We start from the raw sequence: 216 nt of genomic DNA, 5'->3' as shown, positions 1-216 counted from the left end.
TTCCCGCTTCTGATCAGAACCCTTGACCTCAGGATCGCAATCGCATTCGGGCTGGTCTGCTATTCGGTCAGCTGTTACCTGGACACGAGCCTCACCGCAGCTACCAATGGCGGAGACTTCGGTTTCTCGCAGCTACTGCGAGGGCTCGGGCAGACGTTCACCCTTGTCTTCCTGAACCAGGCGATGACGAGCTCCGTACCTCGCGAGCAGGCGCAG

1 pseudogene is annotated in these 216 nt (G+C 59.7%); it reads left to right on the top strand.

Going from position 1 to position 216, the window contains the following annotated elements:
- Positions 1-216: pseudogene (locus tag EQW76_RS29575) on the top strand (EmrB/QacA family drug resistance transporter); the annotation flags it as partial.

The sequence above is a fragment of the Rhizobium sp. rho-13.1 genome (assembly GCF_007000305.1).
Lineage (GTDB): Bacteria > Pseudomonadota > Alphaproteobacteria > Rhizobiales > Rhizobiaceae > Rhizobium > Rhizobium rhododendri.
Note: the sequence above shows the minus strand (reverse complement) of the source record. Positions and strands in the feature narration are given on the sequence as shown.